Here is a 21248-nt window from a genome sequence, read left to right on the forward strand (position 1 = left end):
GGTTGCATGCGAAACCTTGTACCTTTGTCGCCGTAAACATTAAAAGCAATACTGTATGTCAGATCATCATCACCATCATCATAGTGGTTCTTGTCGCAAGGTGGCTCTTATCCTTGCGGCATCGTTGCTGCTTGCCGTTGCAGCATGGATAGAGCATGCGCTGGCGCTGCCCACCTGGCAGCTGCTGCTGGTCTATCTGGTTCCCTATCTGCTCGTGGGCGCGTCGACGCTGCGCGAGGCAGCCGAGGGCATAGTGCATGGACGCGTGTTCAATGAAGACTTTCTGATGGCAGTCGCCACCATCGGTGCCCTCGCCATCGGGTTCATGCCCGGCGCCGACACCGAGTTTGCCGAGGCGGTCTTTGTGATGCTTTTCTTCCAGGTGGGCGAGCTCTTTGAGGGCTACGCCGAGGGCCGCAGCCGCGACAGCATTGCCCATCTCGTAGAGGTGCGCCCCGATACCGCCCATGTGGAGCGCAGATGGGCGGTGGAGACCGTTGCGCCCGATGAGGTGGCTGTGGGCGAGACCATCGTGGTAAGCCCCGGCGAGCGCGTGCCTCTCGACGGCGTCATCCTCTCTGGCCAGGCTTCGCTCAACACGGTGGCTCTCACCGGCGAGAGCATGCCGCGCGATGTCGGCGAGGGCGACGAGATAGTCTCTGGCTGCATCAATCTCTCGGGTGTGCTCCGGGTTCGTACCACCCGCTCGTTTGGCGAAAGCACCGTGTCGCGTATCATCCATCTTGTCGAGAGCGCCAATGAACAGAAGTCGCGCAGCGAGTCGTTTATCTCCCGCTTTGCCCGTGTCTATACCCCCATCGTGGTCATCTCTGCCGTCATGCTGGCTGTGGTTCCGCCCCTCTTCCTTGGCGGCATGGCAGTCTTCGCCCAGTGGCTCCACCGAGCCCTCATCTTCCTCGTCGTGTCGTGTCCCTGTGCGCTGGTCATCAGCGTGCCTCTCACCTTCTTCGGCGGACTTGGCGGGGCGTCGCGTCGCGGCATACTCATCAAGGGCAGCAACTACATGGACACCCTGGCGCGGCTCCACACCGTAGTCTTCGACAAGACGGGCACCCTCACCCACGGCGAGTTCGAGGTGGTGGCTGTCCATCCCGAGAAATGCGACGAGCGCGAACTGCTGCATCTCGCCGCCCATGTCGAACACTATTCCACCCACCCCATAGCGGCGGCGCTACGCGAGGCTTTCCCCAGTGAGGCCACCGACGGATGCCGCGTCGAGGCGGTCGAGGAACTGAGCGGTCGGGGCATCCGTGCACGGGTAGACGGTCGCATCGTGTGCGTGGGCAATGCCAAGATGATGGGCGACCTGGGCGTGGAGTGGCACGATTGCCATCTCGTGGGTACCATCATCCATGTGGCTATCGACGGGCGCTATGCCGGACACATAGTCATCAACGACCGCGTCAAGGCCGACAGCCCTCAGGCTGTGGCAGACCTCAAGGCTCTGGGAGTGGGTCATACCGTGATGCTCACGGGCGACCGCGAGGCTGTGGCTGCCGATGTGGCGCGCCAGACGGGTATCGACGAGTATCATGCCCAACTGCTGCCTATCGACAAGGTGTCTCACGTGGAGCGTCTGCTGGCTGCGGCTCCCCGGGGTGCCACTCTGGCGTTTGTGGGCGACGGCATCAACGACGCCCCCGTGCTCAAGCGTGCCGACGTGGGCATCGCCATGGGAGCCTTGGGCAGCGATGCCGCGATAGAGGCAGCCGACGTGGTGCTCATGGACGACTCGCCCGCCAAGATAGCCACTGCCGTGCGCATCTCGCGGCGCACCATCGCCATAGCCCATCAGAATGTGTGGTTTGCCATAGGCGTCAAGGTGGCAATCCTTGCTCTCGCCACCGTAGGGTTGGGCACCATGTGGATGGCGGTCTTCGCCGATGTGGGCGTCACCGTCCTGGCTGTGCTCAACGCCATGCGCGCGCTCGTGGCTGGCCGCGCCCGGTAGCTGCAGGGCTCTCTGGCTGTGCGCAATGTATTATAGGGAACAGCGCAGGAAACCTGCCTGAACATAATGGGCCCAAGTCAATGCCCGGCATCGGTCTGCGGCGTCGCGCGGGTCATGGCGGTTGGACGGTGAGTCTCTTCGCCTGACACGAGAAATCCCCATAGCCGCCCCAGGTGGGTGGCTATGGGGATTGATGTTATTGCTGTCAGCCTGGACGGCAGTGATTACTTGCTGAACTTCTCTACCTGCTGACGTATCAGCTCCTGGTCGTCGAAGTAGTTGATCTGCATGGCTGCGCGCACTTCGTCCATGGTCTTCGCGGCGGTTTCGCGTGCTGCCTCCGAGCCTTTCTTGAGGATGTTGAATATCTCGGGGATATCCTGCTCCCACTCGTGACGACGGGTGCGGATGGGGTCGAGCATCTTGTTGATTACGCTGTTGAGGAACTTCTTGCAGGTGCCGTCGCCGATACCTCCCTGCACATACTGCTGCTTCAGGGCTTCGAGGTTCTCAAACTCGGGCCAGAACTCGGCAAAGTCTTCGTCGGTGCTGAAGGCTTCGAGGTATGTGAATACGGCGTTGCCCTCGAGGTGGCCGGGCTCTTCCATGCTCATACGTGGCTCGCCGTTAGACATCTTCTTGACCTTTTTCCATACAGTTGCCGCATCATCGCTCAGATAGATACAGTTGCCGAGGCTCTTGCTCATCTTTTCCTTGCCGTCGGTACCGGGCAGGCGTCTGCACACGGCCTGCTCGGGCAGCAGGATATTGGGCTCGACGAGCACCTCGCCGTAGGTCTGGTTGAAGCGGCGCACCAGCTCGCGTGTCACCTCGAGCATGGGCTCCTGGTCTTCGCCTGCGGGCACGGTGGTAGCCTTGAAGGCGGTGATGTCGGCGGCCTGAGAGACAGGGTAGCAGAAGAAGCCGAGGGGGAGATTGGCCTCAAAGTTGCGCATCTTGATTTCGGTCTTAACCGTAGGGTTGCGCTGCACGCGCGACACGCTGATGAGGTTGGAGAGATAGGTGGTGAGCTCGGCGAGCTCGGGTATCTGGCTCTGGATGAAGAGCGTGCACTTCTGTGGGTCGAGTCCACATGAGAGATAGTCGAGCGCCACCTCTATGATATTCTGTCTTATCTTCTCGGGGTTGTCGGCATTGTCGGTGAGCGCCTGCACGTCGGCCATGAACACGAACATGCGTTCATAGTCGCCTGCGTTTTGCAGCAACACCCTTCTGCGGAGTGAGCCGATGTAGTGTCCCAAGTGTAATTTGCCGGTGGGACGGTCGCCGGTAAGAATGATTTTTCCCATTGTCGTTATGTGATATTCTTAGAGTTACTAATCCATGATGCCTATAAATCGCAGCACGTCGTTGAGGTTGGCTACGACCATGAGGAGTACGAGTATGCCTATGCCGATGTATTCAGCCCATATCATGAAGTTCTCCGAGGGCTTGCGGCGGGTTATCATCTCGTAGAGCAGGAACAGCACGTGTCCTCCGTCGAGTGCGGGGATGGGCAGGAGGTTCATGAAGGCGAGGATGATACTCAGGAAGGCGGTCATCATCCAGAACATGTGCCAGTCCCAAGTCGGGGGGAAGAGGCTGCCGATGGCGCCAAATCCACCGAGGCTCTTGACGCCGTCGGTCGAGAATACGTACTTCATGTCGTTGACATATCCCTTGAGGATGTTGATGCCGTAGCGTGTGCCTGCGGGGAAACTCTCAAAGAAGCCGTACTCTACCTTGACGGGCTCGTAGTAGGAGAGGAGCGAGGTGAGGCCTACGCCCATCTTCATCTCGGGGGTGAGCACCAGACGGGTCTCCACGGTGTCCTTGGCGTTGGCGTAGGTGATGTTTACGGTGCGCAGAGCGAGGCTGTCGCTGCCGGTCTTGGCGTCTTCGAGCTTCTTGTTCAGCCCGGCCATGATGTCCTGAAACTCGTTCCATGTCTCAATCCTGGTGCCGTTGAGGGCGATGATGCGGTCGCCTTTGGCTATTCCTGCCTTCTGCGCGGGAGAGCCTTTCTCGGTGAGTGCCACCTCTGAAGGGATGTATGGGGCGACAAACCGTGGCGACTGCTTGATCATATCGAGCAGATTGAGATTGCCGGGGAGGTGAAGGCTGATGTGCTTGCCGTCGCGGATGATGTCTACGCGGGTGGCTTCAGAGAGTTCGCGCACCAGGTCGATGTTGAAGTCCTTGAACGTGCCGAGGTCGGTGCCCAGCAGGATGTCGTGGTCGGCAAATCCCAGAGCCTTGGCCTCCTTGTTGAACTTCATACCCATGGTCATGTCCTTGGTCGGGACAAACTGTTCGCCCCAGGCGAAGAGCACCATGGAGTAGATGAAGAGCGCGAGGAGGAAGTTGACCAGCACGCCGCCAATCATGACCAGCAGTCGCTGCCAAGCGGGCTTGGAGCGGAACTCCCAGGGCTGGGCAGGCTTTGCCATCTGCTCTTTGTCGAAGCTCTCGTCTATCATACCGGCTATCTTGCAGTAGCCGCCCAGTGGCAGCCAGCCTACGCCATACTCGGTGTCGCTGGTCTTGGGCTTGAAGCTGAAGAGCTTGCCCGACCACTTGCCGATACTCATATCGAAGAAGATGAAGAATTTCTCTACTCTTATGCCGAAGAGCTTGGAAAAGAACATGTGTCCTCCTTCATGCAGGAAGACAAGCAGCGAGATTGCCAGAACGAACTGGAGCAGTCTGATTAAAAATATTTCCATTATGATGATTATAACAATTTGTTTAACTGAGTAACTGGGCAGCCACACGGCGGGCCTCGGCGTCGGTCTGGATGTAGACGTCGTAGTCGGGCGAGGCGTCGAAGGAAACCAGGTTCATGGTGCGCTCGATGACGTCGGCCATCTGGAGGAAGCTGCAACGGCCGTGGCGGAACGCCTCGTTTACCACCTCGTTGGCGGCATTGACGATACAGGGCATGTTGCCACCCTTGCGGATTGAGTCAAACGCCAGGGCAAGACACTTGAACTTGCGCATATCGGGTTCGTAGAACTCGAGGCTCTTGCCATAGAGGTTGAGCCTGTCGCCACGCAGGGGGAGACGGTCGGGGTAGGAGAAGGCATACTGGATGGGCATGCGCATATCGGGCACGCCCAGCTGGGCCTTGACCGAGCCGTCGACAAACTCGACGGCGCTATGCACGATGCTCTGCGGATGCACAAGCACCTGGATGCGGTCGGCTTCGACGCCGAAGAGCCACTTGGCTTCGATGACCTCGAAGCCCTTGTTCATCAGCGAAGCCGAGTCGATGGTAATCTTGGCGCCCATGGTCCAAGTGGGGTGCTTGAGGGCGTCGGCGGCAGTGACCGAGCAGAGCAGCTGGTCGGTGAAGGTGCGGAAGGGACCGCCCGAGCAGGTGAGCAGTATGCGCTCTACCTCGTTGTTGCCCTCGCCGACGATAGACTGGAAGATGGCACTATGCTCCGAGTCGACAGGGAGAATGGGGGTGTGGTACTGTTGGGCCAGATTGCATATCAGCTCGCCCGCCACGACCAGAGTCTCCTTGTTGGCGAGGCATATCTTCTTGCCGCTCTTGATGGCGTGGATGGTGGGGGTGAGCCCGGCAAATCCTACCATCGCGGTGAGCACCATGTCTATGGGCTCGGCTTCTACTATCTGGTTGAGGGCGTCGCGGCCGGCATAGACCTTGATGTCGGGCTGGTCGTCGAGCAGCGCGCAGAGTTCACCGTATTTGTCCTCGTTGGCTATGACCACGGCAGCCGGGTGGAACTTCCGGGCCTGCTGAGCCAACTCCATCACGCGGTTGTTGGCCGTGAGGCAGTAGACTTCGTAGAGGTCGGGATGCTGTTCGATGACATCCAGCGCCTGGGTACCTATCGAGCCCGTACTGCCAAGTATGCAGATTTGTTTCTTCATTATTATATTATATATCCATGATGCCTTCGGGCAGCCGGGTCCAGATGGCCCGAGCCTCGGCATCTACCTTTTCTATCAGTTCTTCGTGGGCGGGAACGAGCAGAGAGTCGCCCGCCGGGGTGGTGATGTCAAACAGGGTGTTGATGGTGCTGTCGTCTACGTGGTCGATGGTGCCCACCTCTCTGCCGGTGGTGCTGTCGATGAGCTTGAAGCCCACTATCTCGCTCCAGCCGAAGCCGGCCTCGTCGCTGTCCGAGAGCTCACGGGGGAAGTAGACCTTGGCGCCGGTCAGGCTGCGGGCCTGCTCCTGGGTGTCGATGTCGCAAAACTTCATCAGCACGGTCTCGTCGCTCTTGAAGCGGTATTCCTCCATGAAGAAGGGGACGAGGATACCGTCGAGTTCGAGCAGCAGATATTCGGCGTCGACGCGGTCAAACACGTCGTCGCTTATCTGGAAGGTTATCTCGCCCTTCACGCCGTGGGGTCTGCCCAGGCGTCCTATCTGGAATACGTCGTCGGGGGTTATCATCAGCTTTCGATGCGTTGGATGTGGGCGCCCAGACGGTTCAGACGGTTTTCGATGTCCTCGTATCCACGGTCTATCTGGGCGATGTTGTCTATGCGGCTGGTGCCGTTGGCACTCATGGCGGCTATGAGCAGTGCTATTCCGGCACGGATGTCGGGACTGGTCATGCGGCCGGCTCTGAGCCTGCGGGCGTGGTCGTTGCCGTTGACCACGGCGCGGTGGGGGTCACAGAGGATAATCTGCGCGCCCATATCGATGAGCTTGTCTACGAAGAAGAGGCGGCTCTCAAACATCTTCTGGTGTATCAGCACATTGCCTTTGGCCATCGTAGCCACCACGATGAGCACCGACAGGAGGTCGGGGGTGAGCCCGGGCCAAGGGGCATCGGCGAGGGTCATGATAGAGCCGTCGATAAACGAGTCTATCTCGTAGTGGGGCTGCTCGGGGATGAACAGGTCATCACCGTCTTCCTCTATCTTGATGCCCAACCGTCTGAAGGCGTCGGGTATCATGCCCAGGTTGGGCAGCGACACGTTCTTGATGCGTACACCCTTGCCCACCATGGCTGCCATGCCGATAAACGAGCCTACCTCTATCATGTCGGGCAGTATGGTGTGGCTTGTGCCGTGCAGCGAGGCCACTCCCTCGATGGTGAGCAGGTTCGACGCCACGCCGCTGATGCGGGCGCCCATGCTGTTGAGCATCCGGCAGAGTTGCTGGATGTAGGGCTCGCATGCCGCGTTATATATAGTGGTGGTGCCCTCGGCCAGCACTGCCGCCATGATGATGTTGGCAGTACCCGTTACCGATGCCTCGTCGAGCAGCATATATCTGCCGTGCAGCCTGTCGGCCTTGATGGTGAACACGTTGCGATGGCTGTCATGGGCAAAGTCGGCCCCCAGTTGCTTGAAGCCGATGAAGTGGGTGTCCAGACGCCTGCGGCCTATCTTGTCGCCGCCAGGCTGAGCCACCGTGGCTTGACCGTATTTGCCCAAGAGCGGGCCGATGGTCATCACCGAACCTCGCAGCGACGCACTCTTGCGCACGAACTCGTCGCTGGCCAGATAGTTCAGGTCTATGTGGGCTGCCGTGAAGGTATAGTCGTTCTTGGCGTTGCGCACCACATCGACACCCATGTCCTGCAGCAGCTTGATGAGATTGCATACATCCAGTATCTCGGGGATATTGGTTATCCTTACCGGCTCGGTGGTGAGCAGACAGGCGCAGATTACCTCCAGAGCCTCGTTCTTGGCGCCCTGCGGGGTTATCTCTCCGTGCAATCCATGTCCGCCCTCGATGATAAATGACTCCATAGACGTTGGGGGTTGGGGTTATTTCTTCTTGTTATTGCGTTTCTTCTCGGTAAACTCTCTGACGTCAATCTTCTCAAACTTGAAGGTGCTCAGGTCGAGTTGTATCTTGCCGTCGGTAAACTTGGCGAGGTCCGACGCCACCTTCTCGTCGTCCGACGAACCATGGCTCCACTGATAGAGGCAACGCTTCATCTGGTTGGCGGTGAGCTTGACGAGATTGTCGCGTTCCTTGCCGGGCTCCATAGTCTTGAGTTTGGCGAAGAGCTCGAATATCATGTTGCCGTAGTGTCTTACCGGGATGCGCTGCATGGGATAGTCCATGGGCTGCGGCTTGGCGTCCACGGCGTGGGCCTGCTTGATGTCGTAGGGCCAGTCTATGTCGAGCTCGAAATGGCTCATGATGGCCAGATGGTCCCACAGCTTCTGCTTGTAGTCGGCGCTCTCGCGGTTGGCGGGATACATGCGGTCCATGATGGCGATGATGGTTTGGGCACACTGCTGGCGCTCTGCCTTGCTGGGCAGTGTAATGGCGTGCTCCACCATCTTCTGCACCTCGCGGCCATATTCGGGCAGTATCAGCTTCTCCCGCTGGGTGTTGTAGTCAAGTCCTTCTATTTGCATAGTCCTTACTGTAATGTCTTGGGTTGGGTATATGTCGTGTCTCAGAGCAGCTTCTTGGGCATCTTGGCCACAAAGTCCTTGAGATAGAATGGCACGAAGTAGGCCACGTCTTCGGTCTTGCCCTGGGTGATGCGGCGCTCAGCCAGAGGGAACATGTTCTTGGCCAGGGGCTCGATGCCGTCGATGTAGCGGGCATTGGGGTGGGCGATGACGTCCATACACTTGGCGGCGCCGTTGCCGAAGAAGTAGACGGGGCGCTCGTCGAGATACTTCCTGTAGGTGTCGGCGTCTACCACGTCGGCCTGGATGGGACGCACCTCATGCAGGGCGCGGTCGAAAATCTGTGCATACACCTCCATGCGGCGGGCGTCTATCATGGGGCAGAGCAGCGCGTTCTCCTCCTTTACCATCTCCTGCAACAGCACGGGCACACACATCAGTTCGAGAGTGGGTATAGCCACCAGGCTTACGCCACGTCCGTAGCACACACCTTTGGCCATAGACGTGCCGATGCGCAGACCGGTATACGAACCGGGGCCGCAGCTCACTGCTACGGCGTCGAGGGGTATGGCATGGCTCTCGGCAAAGGAGAGCGCTTCATCGACAAATTTACCCAACCGCTCGTTGTGGTTGGGGCCGGTATGGTCTTCCTGATTAAAGATACATGCACCGTTTTCGCTCACCGATACAGAGCAGACATTGGTGCTTGTTTCAATGTTTAATATACACGACATGAATTTTAATTTACTAAATAACTGCAAATTTACGGTTTTTTTCCTACATTTTTGTTACTTTTGCAGAAATTTAACGTGTAACTACTATGATACAGTCAATGACGGGCTACGGAAAGGCAGTCCTTACTTATGGAGAAAAGAAAATCAACGTCGAGGTGAAGTCGTTGAACAGCAAGACGATGGACCTCTCTACCCGTATAGCGCCACTCTATCGTGAGAAGGAGATGGAGATACGACAGATGCTTACCCGCAAACTGGTCAGGGGCAAGGTCGACTTCTCTATCTGGATTGAGAAGGACGAGGTGGCCGACGCTGCCACCATCAACGCCGCCCTCGTAGACAATTATTACCACCAGATACGGGACATCGCCGCCAAGACAGGTATTCCTGAGCCTCAGGACTGGTTTTACACGTTGCTCCGCATGCCCGATGTTACCTCTCGTGTCGAGGCTGTTGTCCTCGAGCCCGAGGAGTGGGCAGTGGCATGCCAGGCTATAGACGCCGCCGTTGGTGCGCTCATCGACTTCCGCCATCAGGAGGGTGCAGCCCTCGAGCGCAAGTTCAATGAGAAGATAGACAACATCGAGCGGCTGCTCGCCAGCATCGAGCCCTTCGAGAAGGCACGTGTCCAGAAGATACGCGAGCAGATCGTCAAGGGCCTCGAGCAGCTCCCCGAAGCCAGCTACGACAAGAACCGGCTCGAGCAAGAGCTCATCTACTATATCGAGAAACTGGATATAAGCGAAGAGAAGCAGCGCCTCACCAACCACCTCAAGTACTTCCGCGAGACTATGGCCGAAAACCAGGCCAACGGAAAGAAGCTGGGATTTATCGCACAGGAGATGGGACGCGAAATCAATACCACCGGCTCCAAGAGCAACCAGGCTGAGATGCAGAACATCGTGGTCAAGATGAAAGATGAGCTCGAGCAGATTAAGGAACAGGTACTCAACGCACTCTAATCATGACAAAGCCAGGCAAACTCATCATATTCTGCGCACCATCGGGCTCGGGCAAGAGCACCCTGGTGCAGTGGCTCATGGCCGCACACCCCGAGCTCCATCTCGCGTTCTCCATCAGCTGCACATCGCGCCCGCCGCGAGGCACCGAGCAGAACGGCGTCGAGTATTTCTTTATCTCGCCCGACGAGTTCCGTCAGCGCGTGGCTGCCGACGAGTTCCTCGAGTACGAGGAGGTCTATGAGGGCCGCTTCTACGGCACCCTCAAGAGCCAGGTAGACACCCAGACACAGCGCGGAGAAAACGTGCTCTTCGACGTCGATGTCAAGGGCGGATGCAACATCAAGGACTTCTATGGCGACCGTGCCCTGAGCATCTTTGTCCAGCCACCCTCGATCGACGAGCTGCGCCGCCGCCTCGTGGCACGTGCCACCGACACCCCCGAGGCCATCGAGCAGCGCGTGGGCAAGGCTGCCTACGAGCTTACCTTTGCGCCGCGCTTCGACCATGTCGTGGTCAACGACGACCTGGAGCGTGCCAAGGAGGAGGTCTACCGGCTCGTGAGCGGTTTTGTTAACCGATAGCCCCGCCCCCCATCCCTTCACCCTCATTCCCATGACCCTCTCCACCAGACAGATAGGCATCTTCGGCGGTTCGTTCAACCCCATCCACTGCGGACACATCGCCCTGGCGCGCCACCTGCTCACGGCGCTCGGGCTCGACGAGATATGGTTTGTCGTGTCGCCCCTCAACCCCTTCAAGACCCAGGCCACCGACCTCCTGGCCGACGATGTGCGCTACGTCATCACCGCACGCGCCCTGGCCAACGAACCCGGCCTCAGCGCCAGCGATGTAGAGATGACCCTGCCGCGCCCGTCGTATATGTGGAACACGCTCTGCCACTTGTCAGAGCTGCATCCCCATGCCCGCTTCACCCTGCTCATCGGCGCCGACAACTGGCTGGCGTTCGACCGCTGGGCCCACAGCCAAGACATAATCACCCACTACCGCATAGCCGTCTATCCGCGGCCGGGCTATGAGGTCGATGCCGCCGCCATGCCGCCCTCGGTCACCTACGTCCATTCCGACCTGTACCCCGTGAGCAGCACCGAGATACGCCGCCGCATCGCCGCCGGCGAGTCGATAGAGGGCATGGTGCCCCAAGACATCCAGGCAATGGTAGAGCATTACTACCGCTAACCCGCCACCATCGCCGCGCCAGCTACTATTGTTGTATCCGCCATACAGACCTGTCATAGCGCAAATGGCAAGCACTGCGGCGAGTAGTCTGTCTGCGCGTATGATGCCTGCCACTCTGAATATGATGCTCCAAAGTTCCTTCGCTTTTATACCTGTTACTATTATAGTTCTTGGCGTAATCTCCTCCGGGACTGTAATGCTATTGCGTTGTTGCCGGCATCATTATTGTAAGTGCGTATTACCTTTTGGATGACGAAACTGTACCCAGACACAGCCAAATGAGTAATAACGACGCCTTTTAACATTAATTACGAGAGATAATTAATGTATGTGCAAAAAAAACTCGTAAATTGTGACCGAATTAATATCTAAATACACAAATATGGAAACAATCGTTAAAAATCCAGCAGACATGTGCGCCATGTTTTTGGTCCACGGGTCGGTCTTCTGGGTCAGTTCGGGCTGAAAAGACAAGCGTCATACAGCAACCAGAAGCATCAATAACCTCTTCCCGACCATTTGTGCCTTGTCAATGTGTATGTATAGGCAAAGTTCTATGTAAGGTAGAGCATCCAAAACTTAACCCCAGGAAATAGTATGAATACTCAAAAGACCGTTAATCACCCCCCCCTATTCATTATGTAAAATGAGAGCGTTTTTCCTGTTATTATTCGCAGTCCTGTCTTGTCATACAGCCTATGGACAGACCATCGTCAACCTGACCGTCAGTAACGACAAGGAAAAACATGTTTCCAATATTCCCGTCAAAATTATAGCCTGCGACAGCCTGTTCACCCATACTACCGGTATGGACGGCCAGGTGTCTTTTACCATCCTTTCGCCAGAGTGTCGACGGGTGAAGGTGCTGATTAAAAGTAAGTTTTACGAAAATCTGGATACCACCATATATGTGGATGAGGCTTCTGCCAATCATCACATCACCATACACAGCAAAGTCCAAAAGATTAAGCAGGTAGAGGTTGTAGCCTATCGGCGCATCGCCAAAAACAATGCCGAGAAGAGCGTCTATCAGATAGATACTCATGGTCTGCTCAAAACCACCAATGCCGAAAAGGCTCTCTCTTTCCTCCCCGGACTTGTTGCCGATAACGGTAGCTATACGCTGACAGGGCAAAGCCGCAAGTGTCGCATCAAGATAGATGGCAGAGAGGCAACAAGCGAAGAGCTCAAAGCCATCAATGCCAAGGATATCCTGCGTGTGGAGGTACGCGAGATGACCAAAGACGATGACAGTGGCACCGCCGGAGAAATCAATGTCATAAAGCGGAGAGTGCAGCAGCCCAAAGTCTATACTCATCTCTCTGCATGGACGGGTGTACTGCGTCCGCAGATTGGTACTTACGACAATTTCGCATACCAGAGTAAGAGGTGGGACATTATTGCTTCTCTTAATCTGGTGCGACATACAATCCAGTCCGAAAGTAACGTTACCCGCTACTTCAACAGTCAGCCTATGCAGCCTCAGCAGTTGTCGCTCTCTCGGACTATCAAGACGGTACAGAATGCTGAGCATATCAAAATCAACTTCTTCGCCACCGACAAACTGACCTTGACCGCCTCTGCTTATCATAGCGGCTACCCATCGGATGCCACAGACTCAGGCAAAGATTTCAGCGGACACAGTTATCTGCGTACCAGCAACGAAAAGATAGACCATAGCGGAGGCTACGCCAACATGGGCTACAAGTGGAACGAGCGTAACACGCTTACGCTCAAAGGCAACTATTATTACTATCGCTATGCTATAGACTATCCGGGCAGTGACATCGAGCGTTATCGTTCGGCCATGCGCGAATATACAGGAGAGTTGCTTTGGGAGACGCGGAGGCGTATTTGGGGCCACGACCATGACATCAATGCCGGTTTCAAGAATGTATATCGCGAGAACAGCACCTCCTCGGCAGCTGGTGTGCATACGGGTTATTCTATCCAGCAGCTCTATCTTACGGATTATTATGCTTTCACGCGCGATTTCTCGGCTTATGTCATCCTCAAGGGCGAACACGACAATCTGGGGCATCGCCACAATATAGTCTTCCTCCCTTCGCTGCGTCTCAATTATAATCTCAAAAAGAGAGGTTCGCTCTCTGCCAATTATCAGCGTCGTATCACCCGCCCGAGTGTAGACTATCTCAATGCCGATACGCTCTTCATCAACGACTACACCCGCCATGTGGGAAATCCAGGCTTGCGCTCGCAGCATAATGATGCGTTTGGACTGTCCTGGCGTAAGCAGATACGCAAGGCATACCTCACGCTGAGCGCCAACTATGAGCGCGAAGCCGATATCATCAGCCAGATATACATTACCCCCGACAACTATGATGTCACGACTTATGCCAACATAGGGCGCAGTGACTATGCAGCCCTCTCTGCCAACATCACGCAGCGTTTCTTCCAGAACCGCATGAATGTATCGCTGTCCATTACTGGTTTTCATCGCTCCTATCAGCTTGATGATGCCTACAGTCAAAATACACTTATCCAAACGGTCAAAGGATGGGGATGGAATGGCAATCTTAATATGAGTTATCTCAGCACCAAGGGATGGATGTACATGCTGTCGGCCAACTATCGCCCCAAAAGCTATAGCCTGAACGGTACATTCCATCGCAATCCAAACCTGTTTCTTACCATCAGCAAGAATTTGTTTAATGACAGACTTGAACTCGGGCTGGACTTCGTCAACTCATTTGTATATTGCTGGAATACACGCAGCAATACCTACTTTAGAGATATGCACCAACAGTCTACCCAGCGACAGTATGCCAATAACATAACCATATCCGTGGCGTGGAATATAGGTAAGCAGTTCAGAAGCCGAAGAGTGGCAAGTGGCATCAGCAATGATGATATTGTTACCAAAAAAGGTGAGTAAGCTGATTAAGGGCAGTTAGACAGGAGTGGGTTCTCCACCTTTTGCCCCTGTGAGCACAGTGGTTACCGCCATCAGTCTCTCTTGGGTCAGTTCCAGCGTAGCAGCCGCACCTATCGTGGCAGCTACGCTGGTTGCTTTTGTTTGTATGCCGCTGCTTCTCGTTGAGGCTCAGCTATCCTCAATCTTGCTCTTCATCATGTTTATCTTGGTTTCGTGCCATGATACAATCGTTTCGTGCTTTGCCGTCACGATTTCACGCCACGATTTTATCGTTTCCCGCTTTGCAATAAGTCTTATGTGACCCTCTGCGCCTTTGGCCAGCCGCGCGGATGTCGGTGAAACCATCTCCAGCAGCGTGGAGAGTACCTTGGGCAGCGTGGAGAGTACCTTGGGCAGCGTGGAGGGCTCCTCTGGTGGCGTGAAGAGTACCTTGGGCGGCGTGGAGGGTTCCTCTGGCAGCGTGGAGAGTACCTTGGGCATCGTGGAGAGCTCCTCTGGCGGCGTGGAGGGTATCTTGGTCGACCTGCTGTCGGCTTGCGCCACTACCGATGCAGACGCCAGAGCCCCCGCCTTGTCGCTCCATCGGGTGGAGTGGCAGAGCGGGGGCTCTTGGGATATGGATGCGACGATGGGGGGCTTATCGCTTCAGGCTCTCGGGCAGTGCGGGCATCGCGCCGTGCTGGGTGCAGACATAGGCGCTCACCTCTACGGCGTGCTTATGTGCCTGGGCGATGGTCATGCCCTTGAGGATGTAGGCGCAGAAGGTGCCGGTAAACGAGTCTCCGGCGCCCACGGTGTCGGCAACATCCACATGAGGAGTCTCGTGGAACGACTTGCAGCCGGGAGCGAAGACATAGCTGCCGTTGACACCACAGGTGAGCACGAGCATGTCCAGATTGTACTTGCCGAGGATGAGCCAGCACTTGTTCTCAATGTCCAGACCGGGATAGCCGAAGAGGCGGCCCAGCGTGATGAGCTCTTCATCGTTTATCTTCAGTATATTGCAACGCTTCAGACTCTCGCAGATAATCTCCTTGGTATAGAAATTCTGGCGGAGATTGATGTCAAAGATCTTGAGACAGTCGCTGGGCGTGTGGTCGAGAAACTGGTAGATGGTATCACGGCTCGCAGCGCTGCGCTGGGCCAGTGAGCCCCAGCATACGGCACAGGTGTTGGCAGCCACGTTGCTGACGGCGTCGGTGAAGGGTATGTTGTCCCACGCCACGCCCGTCTTGATGTCATAAGTAGGTACACCCTGGTCGTCCAGTTCCACCTGTACGGTGCCTGTAGGATAGTTTACGCGGGGCAGGAGATAGTCCAGGTGTTTCTCTTCGAGCTGGCGGATAGCCTCGTCGCCATAGGCGTCGTTGCCCAAGGCACTCACGGCTATCGAGCGCAGACCGTGCTGGCCGGCATGATAAGCGAAGTTGGCAGGGGCGCCACCCAGTTGGGAGCCGGAGGGGAACACATCAAACAGCACCTCACCCAGGCCCACACAGTATTTGTTCTTGAAATCGGTATTCATAGTCTTGTCTTTGTTGAGTTGTTACATCTTGATTTTACCAATATATGTGAAGAGGTAGGCCACGCCTACAGCCATTACCAGCACAGCGCCTATCTGGCCGAAGGCATCGCTGGCAAATCCCATGAGCAATGGGAAGACAGTGCCACCAAAGAGGCCCATAATCATCAGGCCGCTTACCTCGTTCTTCTTCTCGGGCAGCGCGAGCAGAGCCTGAGAGAAGATGATGGAGAAGACGTTGGAGTTGCCGTAGCCCACGAGTGCGATGGCGATGTAGAGCATCTCTCTGCTCTCGCTGACAAACATGCCTACCATGCTCAGCGCCATCATCACGATGCTGATGATGAAGAATGTGCGTGACTTCATCACGCGGAGGAAGAATGAGCCGGTGAGGCATCCAATGGTACGGAAGATGAAGTAGATGGATGTGGCTTCGGCAGCCTCGTTGAGTGTCCAGCCCAGGCGCTCCATCAGCAGCTTGGGGGCTGTGGTGTTGGTACCTACGTCGATGCCCACATGGCACATGATGCCCACAAACGACAGCAGCACGATGGGGCGGGTCAGCAGGCTGAGACATTCGCCCATGCCAGAGGCCTTGCCCTGGGGCTTCTCTTCATCGATGGGAGTGCCGGCGAGGAAGATGGAGGCGCAGATGCCTATCACCATGTAGATGGGGAACAGCACACGCCAGCCCATGCCCAAGGAGGGAACAGCCCCGATGGCGCCCCACATGGCGATGTATGGTGCCATGAACGAGGCGATGGCTTTGACAAACTGGCCGAAGGTGAGGGTCGACGCCAGGTTCTTGCCCGTGGTCACAGCCGATACCAGCGGGTTGAGCGAGGTCTGCATCAGCGCGTTGCCGATGCCCAGGAGGGAGAAGGAGGCCAGCATCACGCCGAAACTCTCGCCCACGATGGGCAGCAACAGCGAGACTACGGTGACCACCAGCGACAGCAGCACTGTCTTCTTGCGCCCGATGCGGTTCATCAGCATGCCCGTAGGCACCGAGAAAATCAGGAACCAGAAGAAGACCAGTGACGGAAACAGGTTGGCTGTGGCGTCGTTGAGGTTGAGGTCTTCCTTGACATAGTTGGAGGCAATGCCGACCAGGTCTACAAATCCCATGGTGAAGAAGCAGAACATCAATGGGATGATGGTGAGCTTGGATGAAGTCTTCATAATTATAGCGCGAGCTTATGTACGTTGATGTTGTTGAATTGTGCCTTGCCACCCTCGGCGTAGAGCTTCACGTTCTCGTAGGGGGCAACGGGGAATACGAGGTTGGTCATGGCGATGCGGCCGCCGTCGACGAAGAGCTCGATGGATGACTTGTCGACGAAGATATCTACGTGGTAGGTCTTCTTGCCGGCCTGGCAGAGTGAGAGCGGAGCCCATGTGGCCAGGGCGAAGTCATTCTTGTAGTTGATGGAATTGACCACGCGGGCGGGCTGCTTGCCCTCGGCTGCGCGCTGCTTGTCCCAGGCCAGCTCGATGTCATGGGGCACAGCCTGCTTGCCAAAGTCGGTGAGTCCGCTTTCGGTGCGGTCCATCACCACCTTGCCCTGCTTCATGTCGAAGTAGATGAGGGTGCGCTCGCGCTTGTTGTTGGAAATCTCGATGCCGGCTATGCCGTTGGCGTCGGGGGTGATGTCGGCCTCAATCTCGAAGGCGCCGTCCATGCCGGCGGTCAGACTGGCAAACGCCTTGGACTCGTCTACCGTCTCGTTGGCCAATGTGCGGGTTGCCTTGCGCAGTGCGTAGACCTCGGGGGCAACATCTTCAGACAGATAGTACTTTCCGTTGTTCTCAAAGAGCTTCAGCTCGCGTGGCAGACCATTGGCGCCGCGGTTCTGCTTGAACGGGGTGAGGTTGGCGTACTGCCAGTTGCTCATCCAGGTTATCGCCAGCACTCTGTCGCCGGTGTTGGAGAAGGTCACAGTGGCATAATGGTCCTTACCCCAGTCCATCCACTTCACATCTTTGGCATCGGGGCAGGTAAACTGCTTGCCGTCGAAGTCGCCGACGAAGTACTCGGTGGCGCTGCCGCCAAACCAGCATCCAGGGTTGATGTTCATAGTCATCACCCATTTCTTGTTGTTCTTGTCGCCATTGACGGGCAGCTGGAAGAAGTCTGGGCACTCATACTGGCATGGCTGCTGGCCCAGTCCCTTGCCAAAGGCGCTCACGTAGTCCCATTTCTTCAGGTTCTTGGACTTATAGAAACGGGTCTCCTTGTCGGCAGAAACAATCATATACCAGCACTTGCCCTTCTCATACCAGAACACCTTGGGGTCGCGGAAGTCCTTGAGACCGTCAAAGGGAGTGAGCACGGGGTTGCCCTCATACTTGGTGAAGGTGCGGCCGTTGTCGTTGCTGTAGGCGATACACTGCACCTCGTCGTGGTTTACACTGTTGTTGGTGTAGATGGCGATGATGGCGTTCTTGCCAAATCCGGCGGTATTCTTCTTGTCGACTACCGAACTGCCGGAGAATATGTGGCCCACGGGGTCACGGGCGATGGCTGGGTCGAGGTGCTCCCAGTGTACCAGGTCTTTGCTCACGGCGTGTCCCCAGTGCATATTGCCCCACTTGCTGCCATAGGGATTGTACTGGAAGTAGAGGTGGTACTCCCCGTCCTTATAGACCATGCCGTTGGGGTCGTTCATCCAGCCATAGAGAGGAGTGAAGTGGTAAGAGGGACGGTAGTAGTCGGTATTGGTGGTATCGAAGGTGTTGCTCAGCTTCATCAGGTTGAGGGCGAGGGCGTCCTTGGCGAGGCCGAGTATCTTGACGGTAGCGGTCTTGCCATGTCCCAGCGCGAAGGGCACATAGTAGTCGGCGCCGTTTTGAGCCAGGCGCACGTCCATCCAAGTGTCGTCCTTGGAGCCGGTATCGAGCAGCACCTGCGCTTCATCCTTCTCTTCCTGGATAGGCAGCAGGATGTACTTGGTGGGGTTGTCTACACGGATGATGGTTGTGTCGCCCTTGTGTTCGATGTTCATCTTCTGGGCGGTGGCGGTGGTGGCAACTGTAGCCATCAGCATGAGGCATGCCGCCTTCATTATGTTGCTTGTTCTCATTGTGTTGTTGTTTAGTTATTATATTAACGGTATTGTTGTCTGTTTCTTGTGTGCCGACAACCCTATACCTATTATTATATAGGGTTGTCAGCGTGTGTGTGAAGAGTGAGAATGATCAGAATTTGAGAGATGCGGTAAACTCTACGGTGAACGGGCGGAGATAGCTGCCAGTCATGATCTGGTTCTTGATGTTCTTGGCCTCGTCCTTGGTTATCAGCTCGGCGCCGGCGATGCTGCCCTTGGCTCCGGTCTGGTTGAGGAAGTTGACAACAGTACATCCCAGGCTCAGGCGCTTGCTTGCCTGCCAGTTGACGCCACCGAATGTCTCCCAGTGGCCATTGAAGTAATATGCCTCGTTGATGTTGGCGTAAGTCTTGCTGAAGTAGCGGAAACTGGTCCACAGCTTGATGTCCTTGGTGACCATGTAGCTGGGGTCGAGCTCGATGAGTATCTCTGGGATTTCGGCTACGATGTTGCCAGTGGCATTGATCTTGCCCACATAGCCATCGTTGAAGGTGACAGAAGTCTCAAACTTCTTGTATGTAGGCTTCTGGTAAGTGAACAGGAAGTGGAAATCGAATCCCTTGAAAGGATGAGCCACAGCGTCGGTAGTCCAACCCCAGGTCTGGATGTCGTAAGCCAGAGGAGCAGCCTTGATCTCGCTGCCGTGCTGGAGGTTGAGCGTAGAGTTGTTGTTGGTCTTGGAGATATACGAGAACAGTGATGTGAGGCTCAACCATGAGTTGTTGTAGTATATACCTGCACGGCCGAGTGGCACGGATATCTTGTCTGTATTGGGAAGGGTAGCAGGAGCGAAGGCTTCAAACTTCGGGTGCTGCACGATGTAAGTGAAATCGCCGGTGAAGCCAAAGTTGTCGGTGAGCTTATAGGTTGCGGCTACCGAGAAGTCGTAGTTCAGCCAGTTGTAGGCCAGATCTACGGGCGCAATCTTGGTTCCGTCGGCAGCCATGGCGCCGAGGTGATAGTCAGCGAAACGGCCTACGAAGTTGCCCTGGGCATTCTTCACGGCGGCGTTCACTCCCTTCAGGCGCTGCCATTCCACGCGGGCGCCATAGTAGAGGTTGAGCTTCTTGGTGACATCCCAGTCGTGGGTGAAGTAGAGTGCCAGCTTGTTCTCGCTGCCTTTATAATATTCTGAAGCGTTCTTGTTGAAGTCGTAGAAGTAACCGCTGCGCAGGTTGGCATCCCATACACGGACGGCATAGCTACCATCGGCAGGCACACTCTGGTCATACATGGTCGTATTGGAGCAGTAGTCGATGTGGTAGAACCACTCGTTGAGGCCCAGGCGCAGGGTAGAGGTCTTGAACTTCTTGTTGAGCTCGGTGGTGAAGAGCGCCTCGTCTATGGTACCGGCATTGAGACACGACATGCGGGTCTGTACGTACTGGCCGTCGTATGCCTTGGTCTGGCCGTCGATGTCGCGGTACATATAGTTATACAGCCCGTGGTTGTCGGCACTGTTGAGGTCGACGATGGACATCGGGGTCTGGTAGACCATGGCTCCGCGCGAGTGGTCGTACTTCAGCGTGGCCTTCCAGTTCAGTCCGTTGTCAAAGCGGTAGCTGTTCATCAGCGTCACCTCACTGGCCTTGTTCAGGCAGGCGTCGTAGAGCGTGGTCTGGGCCAGCTTGCCGGTGCGCATGTCACGATAGGTCATCTCGTTGTCGATGGGCAGATACGAGGTGGTACCCAGCTTGAATTTGCCGTACTCCTTCACGCTTCCGTCGCCCACATAGATGAACGGGGCGCTCTGTGTGGCGTAGTTGTAGACATTGTGGCTGTTGGCATACTTATACATGGCGGTAAACTCGCCACGTTCGTTGTTGTACTTCTTGGTGAGGAGCGCCTTGTAGATTTGCGTACGGTCCTGGTAGGGCGTAGACTTGATTTTGAACGTACCGGGGTCGAAGTCCTGGTACATGTTGACGCTGTAGAACCAGTCCTTACCCAGGTCACCGTTCATGTTGAGCGAGAACTCCTGCAATCCGAAGTGGTTGCTCTTGTAGTTGAGCGTTCCGTTGAAGCCCTTCTGACCTTTCTGGGTAAAGGAGTTGACGGCGTAGCCGATGTTGCCGGTGGTGATGGCAGTCTCGGCAATCTTGAGCAGACCCTGGTGGCTCAGGCTGGCATCGCCGCGCCAGATGGTGTTGACCGAGTGGGGATTGGTGGCATAGGTAACGGGCAGGCCGTTCTCGAGCACGTTGACATCGGCAGATGGCAGACCAATCTGAATCTCTCGAGGGCCGTTGGCACTGGCTGCGTTGAGCATCACGTTGCGGTTGCCCTCTTCCTTGGCGTTTGCATTTTCGTCCTGTGCATACGCTGCTGAAATGTTTACCATTGAAAGTGCAAGCACCATGGCTGCGAGCTTTCCTTTGAATAAGGTATTCATAACCGTTTAGATTTTTAATTGTTGTTGATTGCGTTAAATTTCTGCTGCAAAGTTATCCAAACGGTTGGGAGACAACTATAACTGATGGTTCATGTGATAACAA

The 21248-nt window shown here is 56.0% G+C and carries 17 protein-coding genes; 5 read left to right on the plus strand and 12 right to left on the minus strand.

Annotated features, from left to right (window positions below; translation table 11 throughout):
- Positions 1 to 55 precede the first annotated feature (55 nt).
- Entirely contained in the window at positions 56 to 1972 is a 1917-nt protein-coding gene (locus tag CIK94_RS10915) for a heavy metal translocating P-type ATPase (RefSeq protein WP_094423047.1), read from the plus strand.
- Positions 1973 to 2196: 224 nt separating this feature from the next.
- Here the strand turns inward: CIK94_RS10915 and trpS are convergent, their stop codons facing one another.
- Genes trpS through tsaB form a run of 7 tightly spaced genes read right to left on the minus strand, consistent with a single transcriptional unit; the run spans position 2197 to position 9066 of the window.
- Positions 2197 to 3282: a tryptophan--tRNA ligase gene (gene trpS / locus CIK94_RS10920; protein ID WP_022310049.1), complete on the minus strand. Its 1086-nt coding sequence runs from the start codon at positions 3280 to 3282 to the stop codon at positions 2197 to 2199.
- A gap of 27 nt (positions 3283 to 3309) precedes the next feature.
- Positions 3310 to 4698, minus strand: coding sequence for an RIP metalloprotease RseP (rseP, locus tag CIK94_RS10925; RefSeq protein ID WP_094423048.1), 1389 nt, complete (start codon positions 4696 to 4698; stop codon positions 3310 to 3312).
- A 22-nt stretch (positions 4699 to 4720) separates the two neighbouring features.
- Positions 4721 to 5872, minus strand: a complete 1152-nt coding sequence (locus CIK94_RS10930) for a 1-deoxy-D-xylulose-5-phosphate reductoisomerase (protein ID WP_094388331.1) — start codon at positions 5870 to 5872, stop codon at positions 4721 to 4723.
- A 7-nt stretch (positions 5873 to 5879) separates the two neighbouring features.
- Positions 5880 to 6401: a ribosome maturation factor RimM gene (rimM, locus tag CIK94_RS10935; RefSeq protein WP_094388330.1), complete on the minus strand. Its 522-nt coding sequence runs from the start codon at positions 6399 to 6401 to the stop codon at positions 5880 to 5882.
- The gene (murA, locus tag CIK94_RS10940; protein WP_094423049.1) at positions 6401 to 7711 is read right to left on the minus strand and encodes a UDP-N-acetylglucosamine 1-carboxyvinyltransferase; all 1311 of its coding nucleotides are present in this window, start codon (positions 7709 to 7711) and stop codon (positions 6401 to 6403) included. The genes rimM and murA overlap by 1 nt, the downstream gene beginning before the upstream one ends.
- A gap of 18 nt (positions 7712 to 7729) precedes the next feature.
- The gene (locus CIK94_RS10945; RefSeq protein ID WP_022310044.1) at positions 7730 to 8332 is read right to left on the minus strand and encodes a DUF4290 domain-containing protein; all 603 of its coding nucleotides are present in this window, start codon (positions 8330 to 8332) and stop codon (positions 7730 to 7732) included.
- Positions 8333 to 8373: 41 nt separating this feature from the next.
- Positions 8374 to 9066, minus strand: coding sequence for a tRNA (adenosine(37)-N6)-threonylcarbamoyltransferase complex dimerization subunit type 1 TsaB (gene tsaB / locus CIK94_RS10950; protein WP_094388328.1), 693 nt, complete (start codon positions 9064 to 9066; stop codon positions 8374 to 8376).
- An 86-nt stretch (positions 9067 to 9152) separates the two neighbouring features.
- Here tsaB and CIK94_RS10955 point away from each other — a divergent pair, with 86 nt between their 5' ends.
- The 4 genes from CIK94_RS10955 to CIK94_RS10970 all read left to right on the plus strand — a co-directional run bounded on the left by CIK94_RS10955 (position 9153) and on the right by CIK94_RS10970 (position 14124).
- Entirely contained in the window at positions 9153 to 10028 is an 876-nt protein-coding gene (locus CIK94_RS10955; RefSeq protein ID WP_094388327.1) for a YicC/YloC family endoribonuclease, read from the plus strand.
- Between the two features lie 2 nt (positions 10029 to 10030).
- On the plus strand, positions 10031 to 10609 hold the full coding sequence (gene gmk, locus CIK94_RS10960; protein ID WP_022310041.1) for a guanylate kinase: 579 nt from the start codon (positions 10031 to 10033) through the stop codon (positions 10607 to 10609).
- Between the two features lie 31 nt (positions 10610 to 10640).
- Positions 10641 to 11225 (plus strand): nicotinate (nicotinamide) nucleotide adenylyltransferase, encoded by a 585-nt coding sequence (gene nadD, locus CIK94_RS10965; RefSeq protein ID WP_094423050.1) that lies wholly within the window; start codon positions 10641 to 10643, stop codon positions 11223 to 11225.
- A gap of 646 nt (positions 11226 to 11871) precedes the next feature.
- On the plus strand, positions 11872 to 14124 hold the full coding sequence (locus tag CIK94_RS10970) for an outer membrane beta-barrel family protein (RefSeq protein WP_094423051.1): 2253 nt from the start codon (positions 11872 to 11874) through the stop codon (positions 14122 to 14124).
- A gap of 168 nt (positions 14125 to 14292) precedes the next feature.
- Here the strand turns inward: CIK94_RS10970 and CIK94_RS10975 are convergent, their stop codons facing one another.
- The 5 genes from CIK94_RS10975 to CIK94_RS10995 form a co-directional block, all read right to left on the minus strand.
- On the minus strand, positions 14293 to 14667 hold the full coding sequence (locus CIK94_RS10975; RefSeq protein WP_158216563.1) for a hypothetical protein: 375 nt from the start codon (positions 14665 to 14667) through the stop codon (positions 14293 to 14295).
- Between the two features lie 94 nt (positions 14668 to 14761).
- Complete coding sequence (locus CIK94_RS10980) at positions 14762 to 15649, minus strand: carbohydrate kinase (RefSeq protein WP_094423053.1); 888 nt, start codon at positions 15647 to 15649, stop codon at positions 14762 to 14764.
- A 21-nt stretch (positions 15650 to 15670) separates the two neighbouring features.
- Positions 15671 to 16828, minus strand: coding sequence for an MFS transporter (locus tag CIK94_RS10985; RefSeq protein ID WP_094423054.1), 1158 nt, complete (start codon positions 16826 to 16828; stop codon positions 15671 to 15673).
- Between the two features lie 2 nt (positions 16829 to 16830).
- The gene (locus tag CIK94_RS10990; RefSeq protein ID WP_094423055.1) at positions 16831 to 18729 is read right to left on the minus strand and encodes a GH32 C-terminal domain-containing protein; all 1899 of its coding nucleotides are present in this window, start codon (positions 18727 to 18729) and stop codon (positions 16831 to 16833) included.
- Positions 18730 to 18844: 115 nt separating this feature from the next.
- Positions 18845 to 21145 (minus strand): TonB-dependent receptor, encoded by a 2301-nt coding sequence (locus tag CIK94_RS10995; protein WP_094423056.1) that lies wholly within the window; start codon positions 21143 to 21145, stop codon positions 18845 to 18847.
- Between the last annotated feature and the right edge of the window lie 103 nt (positions 21146 to 21248).

The organism is Prevotella sp. P4-51, assembly GCF_002251455.1.
Lineage (GTDB): Bacteria > Bacteroidota > Bacteroidia > Bacteroidales > Bacteroidaceae > Prevotella.